Consider the following 7006-nt stretch of genomic DNA (forward strand, 5'->3'; position numbering starts at 1 on the left):
GTTCACCCGCAGTCTCGGCGCGCCGTTGCAGTCTCGCGGGGATGAGTGGGGATGCTGCGGGACGGTCGGCGTCGTGCTGCTGATCACCGGCGCCGTCGCGCTGCTCCGTCGCGTGCAGCGCCGCGGCGCGGCATCCTGATCGGGCCCTCGTTCGTTCGCCTCATTCTGACCCAGCCCTCACGGCTCGTTCGCCACTCTGCCGCTGCGCGTCCGGCCGTTCCGTTGCCTCACTCTGCTGCTACGCCCCCAGAACCACAGCAGACTGAGCCAAGTGAACCCCGCGCACGCACGCTCATTCGCCTCACTCCGCGCCCAGACTGCCAGGACGCCGACAGAGTGAGGCAATCGAGTTCCGGGGCCGCCCCCTGGAGCGCACGCAATTCAGCCCAGCTCTCGGTTGCCTCATTCTGCGGCCGATCGCCCGCCACAGCAGCAGAGTGAGGCAAGTGAACGTCCGCCCTCCGCGTTCACTTGCCGCAGATGGCCTTCGATGCGCTGGCTGGGGGCAGACTGAGGCGCACGAACCTCCCGGGGCGGCTCACAGGCCGACGCACCACAATGGTCCTCGTGCGCGTCATCCTCAACATCATCTGGCTGATCTTCGCGGGCTTCTGGCTCGCGGTCGGCTACGTCGTCGCCGGCATCCTGCTCTGCATCCCGATCATCACGATCCCGTGGGCGATCGCGTCGTTCCGCACCGCCAACTACGTCTTCTGGCCGTTCGGCCGCACGGTCGTGCCCAAGCCGACCGCGGGCGTCGGATCGTTCCTCGGCAACGTCCTCTGGGTGATCCTCGCGGGATGGTGGCTCGCCCTCGGACACATCCTCTCGGGCATCGCGCTGTGCATCACGATCATCGGCATCCCGATGGCGATCGCCGACTTCAAGATGGTGCCGATCTCACTCATGCCGCTCGGCAAGGAGATCGTCTCGACCCGCAACGGCGCGTTCGACCGCACCGTCTGACCGTCGTCCGGTCGGATCCGCCCGAGTCAGCGACGGACGGATGCCGCGGGCTGGCGGGACAGCGCCAGCACGAGTCCGACGGCGCACAGCGCTGCTCCGAGGCCCGCCGCGAGCCAGGCCGCTGCCCCGGGCACCTCGACATACGACGCGACACCCAGGCCCGGCGGCAGGAATCCCAGCTCGCTGTGCCACAGCGCGAGCGCCCGATCCAGCCCCACGACGGCGAGCGCGACGGCCGGCACGACCAGCCCACTGCCCGCTGAGGCGAGCACGATCCCGATCGCGCGACGCGCGCCGAACTGCACCGACGTCGCCCACACGCCCGCGACGAACACCCACAGCAGCAGCCCCAGGGCAAGCACGATGTAAGGGAACCGCAAGAGGGCAGACTCCCACAGCGTCGACCAGTAGCCACCGGGGCCGACGACCGACACCACGGCGAGCGAGAGCACGCAGCGCAGCACGACGACACCGCCGACGGCGGCCATGAGGGGGTACGGCGAGCGACCGGGACCGACGAGCAGCCGCGCGACGGCGGCGAAGACGACCCACGCGCCGATGTCGACGGCGAGATAGCTCCAGGACAGGAACGACGTCTGCACCGCCCGCGTCGCGACCAGGAGCCCGACCGGCACGACCACGAGCAGGACCCGGTCGAGAGTCAGCATCCCGAGCGTCGACTCGCGGGCACGCCACGGTCTCGTCGAGGCGAGCCAGGTCGCGCGCGCGGCCGCGGCGCCGGGGCGCCGGACGAGGCGCGTCTGCGCGGCGAGCATGCCGATCAACAGCCAGGCGAGAGCGAGCACGAGCAGCACGCGAGCCGCCCACGCCATCGCGACGTCACGGTCGGCGCGCGCGGCATCCGGCGCGAGGTCCAGGGCGGACGGGGTGAACTCGGCCGCCGATGCCGGGCTCGCGCCCAGCGCGGCTCCGGCGATCGTCCCGACGGCCACGAGCGTCAGGGCAGTGGCGACAGCGGGGATGTCCCTCCGCCTCGCCGTCACCATTCCCCGAGCCTAGTGCGGTGCGAGACCCCGTTTTCACCGGTCTCGGCGCGCCGTAGGCAGGAAGCCGGGTCACCGTGCAACGCATGTCGCATCGGCGGGTCGGTGCACGCAACATCGGTTCCTGCCTGCCGCGCGGCATCCACCGCGGAGGCGGTCTGGATCAGCTCGAACGCCGCATGGCTCGGATGCCGACCCACAGCCCCACCGCGGCGAGCACGATCGCCGCGACCCACCCCCACACGACCGTGAGCGACGCCAGATCGCCCGCGAACAGCGCCCGCTCGGCCTGCACGACCCAGTTGACCGGGTTGACCGTCGCGACGACGCGCATCCACGCCGGACCCTCATCGAGCGGAAGCAGCATGCCCGACAGGATCAGCAGCGGAAAGATCAGGGTCTGCTGCACGCCCCAGAACAGCCACTCGCGGTCCTTCGTCTTCAGGGCGAGCGCGTACGACAGCGACCCGAGCCCCACGCCGAACACGGCGAGCAGCGCGAGCCCGATGACGAGGCCGGGCACATCGATGCGGAACCCGAAGGGCCACGCGATGAGCACGATGATCAGCGCCTGCACGACGATCGGTGCGATCTCCTTGAGGGCGCGCCCCACGAGCAGGGACGAACGCGACAGTGGAGCGACGAGCGTGCGCTCGTGCGAGCCCGTCATCATCTCGTACTGCAGGTTCGACCCGACCGCCCCCGTGCCGAACAGCACGATCATGACGACGACACCGGGCACGAACCACTGCAGCGTCTCGCCGACGGGCTGACCCGACGAGCCGATGAGCAGTGGGGCGAACAGTCCGAGGAAGACGAGCGGCTGCACGAGGCTGAAGATGAGCGTGAACGGGTCGCGCAGGACCGGCTTCAGCTCGCGCGTGAGGACGTTCCACGTGTCGCGGGCGGCGTTCGCCCGCACGGCGGTGTCGGTCGTGGTCATCTCTGGGCTCCTGTCTTCTCGGTCTGTTCGTCGTCGGTGACGGGCTCGCCCTCGCCCGATTCGCGCAGTGTGCGTCCCGTGAGCGCGAGGAAGACGTCGTCGAGGGTCGGCGGCACTCCCGTCGCGCGCTCGACGCGCACTCCCGACGCGTCGAGCGCGCGCACGGCCGCGGGCAGGAGCGCATCCCCGTCGGGTGCTGTCACGGTGATGGATGCCGCGGGCCCGTGTCGCACCTCGCGGTCGGTCAGCCCCTGCACGACGGCGACCGCCCGCGCAGCATCCGTCTCCGTCGCGAACCCGAGGGTCAGCACGTCGCCGGCGAGGTTCGCCTTGAGGTGGTGCGCCGTGTCGTCGGCGATGACCCGTCCTTTGTCCATCACCATGACGCGTTCGGCGTAGCGGTCGGCCTCTTCGAGGTAGTGCGTCGTGAGGAACACGGTCGTGCCGTGCTGGGCGCGCAGATCGAGGATGTGCTGCCACAGGTTCGCCCGGCTCTGCGGGTCGAGGCCCGTCGACGGCTCGTCGAGGAAGATCAGCGGCGGCGCGTGCACGAGTCCGAGGGCGATGTCGAGGCGGCGCTTCTGGCCGCCCGACAGCTGCTGCACGGAGCGCATCGCGAACGGAGCGAGGTCGAGGGACTGGATGAGATCGTCGGCGCGCGCGCGGGATGCCGCCGCCGACATTCCGTAGAACGCGCCCTGGCTGAGCAGCTCATCGCGCACGCGCTGCGCGAAGCTGCCGCTCGTCAGCTGCCCGACGTAGCCGATGCGGGCCCGCACGTCGGCGGGGCGGCGCAGGATGTCGAAACCGACGACGCGTGCCGTGCCCGAGGTCGGTGGGATGAGGGTCGTCAGCATGCGCAGGCTCGTCGACTTGCCCGCGCCGTTGGGGCCGAGGAAGGCGACGAGCTCGCCCCGCGCGACCCGGAAGGTGAGGTCGGTGACCGCCTCGACGGTCTGCTTCTTGACGGTGAAGCGCTTGGTGAGACCCTGCGCTTCGATGATCGGTTCGTTCGTCATGCCGCGACGGTACTTCGCTACCCGGCCAGCTTCTGTCCGCAATGTCCGGCATTCTTGGAGCATGTCCGATACGACGACGCGCGCGCTCTCGCTCCTCAACATGTTGCAGACGCATCGGCACTGGCCGGGGTCCGAGCTCGCCTCCCGGCTCGGGGTGACCGAGCGCACCGTGCGCCGGGATGTCGAGCGACTGCGTGACCTCGGGTACCGCATCGAGTCGTCGCCCGGTGCATCCGGGGGGTATCGACTCGAGGCCGGCAGCGCGGTGCCGCCGCTCCTGCTCACCGACGAAGAGGCCGTCGCCATGGCGATCGGGCTGCGGGTCGCGGCATCCCAGCGTCTCGTCTCGGGGCCCGAGACGACGCTGACGGCGCTCGCGAAGCTCGAGCAGGTGCTGCCCGCTCCGCTTCGTCGACGGGTCAACGCGCTCGCCGAGACCGTGCAGCCGGCGGGCATCAACGCCGGCGCGGCGGTCTCGAGCGAGGTGCTCGGGGAGCTGGCGCTCGCGTGTCGCGACCACGAACGGGTGCGCTTCACGTACACCGCGGCGTCGGGAGAGGTGACGAGGCGGCGGGTCGATCCGCACGCGCTGGCGCCCGCCGACCGGCACTGGTACCTGCTGTGCTGGGACCTCGAGCGGGATGATTGGCGCACGTTCCGCGTCGACCGGCTCGAGTCCGTCGAGCACACTCGTGTGCTGTTCGAGCCCAAGCCCCTCACCCCCGACGAGATCGAGGAGTTCATCCTCGTCGCCCGGTCCTGGGCCCGGCAGCCCGTCGAAGCCGACGCCGTCATGGAGCTTCCACTCGACGAGATGCGCGACTACTTCGGGCAGTGGGGGCAGGGCGCCGAGGCCGAAGACGAGTCGCACACGCGGTGGCCCGTCGGCGGGGCGGACTTCCGCGAGACGATGTACGGCCTGAGCTGGATCCCCGCGGGCGTCGAGTACGCGACCGATCTCGCCGAACCGGCTCGCGGCGAACTCCGCGAAACGATCGAGCGGATGCTGCGCGCCCTGACTTCGCCGCCGCCGGCCCGTCGCGACCGGGGCTGACCACCGGCGCCCCGGGGTGTCGTCATGTGGCGACGCACGGCGACACGTATCGACACATTCCGTCGGCGGGCCGGACGGGATCGGTACCGTGGGGCATCGCGGCGATCCGGGTGGTCCCGGACACCGGCTCATACCCGGTCGTGCTGCGGGTTCGACTCCCGCCGTCGCGTCCACTTTGCAGGCCACTGTGCAGGCCACTGACCGCGAGACTGCATCGGCAGGCCGAGACAGCGGGTGGACCCCGCAGTCTCGGCGGCCCGTTGCGGTCTCGCGGTCGTGGGCGGATGCGGCGGGGGCGGGCGAGTGAGCGCGCTGCGTTCGTTCCTCCCCAGGCCATCAGGGAAGGGGTTTCCCACCGATCGGGAACGGGGGCTCATCTGGGAGTTTCAATGTCGGTGACCCTCGTCAGAATGGACGGCATGAGCACCCCCGCCATTCTCATGCGGCATCCGCCTTGCCGAGGTTCGCAGCAGAAACGGAGCCCCGAGCGTCGCGAACGCAGCCGCCACGATCGCCGTTCCCGCGAGGGCCCAGCCGGGGGTGGCCGCGTCCGTGATGACACCGTAGATGAGGGCGCCGATGGCAGCGCCGAAGTTGATCGCGGTGTTGATCCAGCTGCTGGCCTCGGTTTTCACTCGCGCGTCGGCCAGGTCGTCTGCGGCGAGGTAGCCGACGATGAGGATGGGGGCGAGGCAGAGCCCCGCTAGCGCGAATCCGATCAGGCCGGCCGCAACGCCGCCGATTACGCCCGTGGCGCTCGCGAAGGCGATGAGCGCCCCGACGAGGATGAGCAGCTGGGTTGCGAGCGAGCCGGGGAGGCGGCGGCTGCCGAACAGAAGCCCGCCGAGTGCGCTCGACCCGGCGAACACCGCCAGAAGAACGCCAGCGAGCGCGGGTGCGGCGGCTTCGACTGCCAGAGCCGGGGCTGCAAGTTCTATCGCGCCAAGGATCAGGCCGGGTGCGGTCATCACGAATATGACGGGGACGAACCCGCGCGTGCGCAGCGGAGTGATGGCGGCCGGCGCGGTGCGATCGGTGTGCCGCGATCCTCGCTGGGCGCGGGACAGCCCGCTGAGTACGAACAGGCCGCTCCCTACCGAGACGCACGCCGCGGACAAGATGAGCGCTGCGAGTGGACCGGACACCGCAACGAGAGCGGCGGCGACGAGCGGACCGACGGCGAAGGTCACTTCCTCGGCCACGGCGTCAAGACTGAACCCGCGCGTTCGAAGCGGCCCGGCGGGAAGCGCTGTCGACCACACGACGCGCATCGTCGCACCGAAGGGTGGCGAGGACGCTCCCGCGATGACGCACACGATCAGAAGCACCGTGAGCGGGGCAGTGGGAAGAAGTGCCAGCGCGATGAGAGACACGGCATGGACACCGCCGAGCACTGACAGGATGCGCCGTTGCCCGAAGCGATCGATGAGTCGGGATCTCCAGGGAGTGGCGATGACGTTCGCCAGCCCGAGGGCGGCGGTGATGACGCCGGCGATCGCGAAGGATCCGGTCGCTTCCTCCAGCAGGAAGATGAGGGCCAGGCCGGACGTGGCGAGAGAGAGTCGTCCGATGATGCTCGGAATGAAGGCGGGGCGGATGCCCGGGCTTCTCAGGACGACGCGGTAGGACGGTCGGCGGGTAGACACAGGGATATCTCCGTTGTTCAGCGATCTACGCGCGCGCTGCGCGGATCTTCGTTCGAGGGCCGGCGCGCCGAGGCGCACGAAGCCCCGCCCTGGTCGGTCAGGAGCTGCGAGGGGCGGGGCGCAGGACCGTCAGTGGAACGAAATGATGAAGCTGAACATCACGGCCGAGACTACTCGATGCAGAGCCCCGCGATCTCTCGACGCCCCGCGCCGGCGGTGGCGAGGGTCGCGCGCTGTGTCCACACAGACACCCGCCCCGGGGCGGACACCGTCGCGAGCGACCGTCGCGTCGATCTCCCCCGCCATTGACCGCGAGACTGCATCGGCGGGTCGAGACAGCGGGTGGGCCCCGCAGTCTCGGCGGCCTGTTGCGG

6 protein-coding genes and 1 tRNA gene are annotated in these 7006 nt (G+C 70.3%); 3 read left to right on the forward strand and 4 right to left on the reverse strand.

All coding sequences use genetic code 11. From position 1 onward, the window contains the following. Positions 1-567: 567 nt before the first annotated feature. Positions 568-966: a YccF domain-containing protein gene (locus ACFC3F_RS14820; RefSeq protein WP_376131412.1), complete on the forward strand. Its 399-nt coding sequence runs from the start codon at positions 568-570 to the stop codon at positions 964-966. A 26-nt stretch (positions 967-992) separates the two neighbouring features. On the opposite strand, the gene ACFC3F_RS14825 is transcribed toward ACFC3F_RS14820, so the two are convergent. The 3 genes from ACFC3F_RS14825 to ACFC3F_RS14835 all read right to left on the reverse strand — a co-directional run bounded on the left by ACFC3F_RS14825 (position 993) and on the right by ACFC3F_RS14835 (position 3932). Continuing rightward, positions 993-1973: a hypothetical protein gene (locus tag ACFC3F_RS14825; protein ID WP_376131415.1), complete on the reverse strand. Its 981-nt coding sequence runs from the start codon at positions 1971-1973 to the stop codon at positions 993-995. Positions 1974-2133: 160 nt separating this feature from the next. After that, positions 2134-2913 carry an ABC transporter permease gene (locus ACFC3F_RS14830; protein ID WP_376131418.1) on the reverse strand — a complete coding sequence of 260 codons (780 nt, stop codon included), beginning with the start codon at positions 2911-2913 and terminating at the stop codon, positions 2134-2136. Further along, entirely contained in the window at positions 2910-3932 is a 1023-nt protein-coding gene (locus tag ACFC3F_RS14835) for an ATP-binding cassette domain-containing protein (RefSeq protein ID WP_376131421.1), read from the reverse strand. Before ACFC3F_RS14835 ends, ACFC3F_RS14830 begins: the two co-directional genes overlap by 4 nt. 61 nt (positions 3933-3993) lie before the next feature. Between ACFC3F_RS14835 and ACFC3F_RS14840 the strand changes: the two genes are divergently transcribed. After that, on the forward strand, positions 3994-4986 hold the full coding sequence (locus ACFC3F_RS14840) for a helix-turn-helix transcriptional regulator (protein ID WP_376131424.1): 993 nt from the start codon (positions 3994-3996) through the stop codon (positions 4984-4986). 97 nt (positions 4987-5083) lie between these two features. Further along, a tRNA-Met gene (locus tag ACFC3F_RS14845) sits at positions 5084-5159 on the forward strand. Between the two features lie 213 nt (positions 5160-5372). Here the strand turns inward: ACFC3F_RS14845 and ACFC3F_RS14850 are convergent. Further along, the gene (locus tag ACFC3F_RS14850; protein WP_376131427.1) at positions 5373-6632 is read right to left on the reverse strand and encodes an MFS transporter; all 1260 of its coding nucleotides are present in this window, start codon (positions 6630-6632) and stop codon (positions 5373-5375) included. Between the last annotated feature and the right edge of the window lie 374 nt (positions 6633-7006).

Origin of the sequence: Microbacterium sp. NPDC055910 (assembly GCF_042271185.1) — a bacterium.
Taxonomy (GTDB): domain Bacteria; phylum Actinomycetota; class Actinomycetes; order Actinomycetales; family Microbacteriaceae; genus Microbacterium.